This is a genomic window from Paraburkholderia sp. SIMBA_054, from assembly GCF_046534875.1.
In the GTDB taxonomy this organism is placed as follows: Bacteria; Pseudomonadota; Gammaproteobacteria; order Burkholderiales; family Burkholderiaceae; genus Paraburkholderia; species Paraburkholderia hospita.
Genome location: NZ_JAWRXV010000458.1, coordinates 1 through 318, shown reverse-complemented (window position 1 = coordinate 318; position 318 = coordinate 1). Strand labels below are relative to the sequence as shown.

1 pseudogene is annotated in these 318 nt (G+C 61.3%); it reads left to right on the top strand.

Going from position 1 to position 318, the window contains the following annotated elements:
* Window positions 1-38: 38 nt before the first annotated feature.
* Window positions 39-318, top strand: a pseudogene (locus SB822_RS55895) (MFS transporter); the annotation flags it as partial.

The window sequence follows — 318 nt, the reverse complement described above, 5'->3', positions numbered from 1 at the left end:
CCCCTGCGACGGGTCCAGTGAGACATTCGGAGACAACCATGTCAGCAATTCATCCATCGGCCGCCGGCGATCCCGCCGCCGCGCTGTACAGCAAGCTCAACTGGCGGCTTCTGCCGTTTCTGGTGACCTGCTACATGTTTGCGTATCTGGATCGCGTGAACGTCGGCTTCGCGAAATTGCAGATGCAGACCGACCTCGGTTTCTCCGACGCCGCGTACGGCGTGGGCGCGGGCATCTTCTTCATCGGCTACGTGCTGTTCGAATTGCCGAGCAACCTGATGCTGCCGAAGGTCGGCGCGCGCAAGACCTTCAACCGCA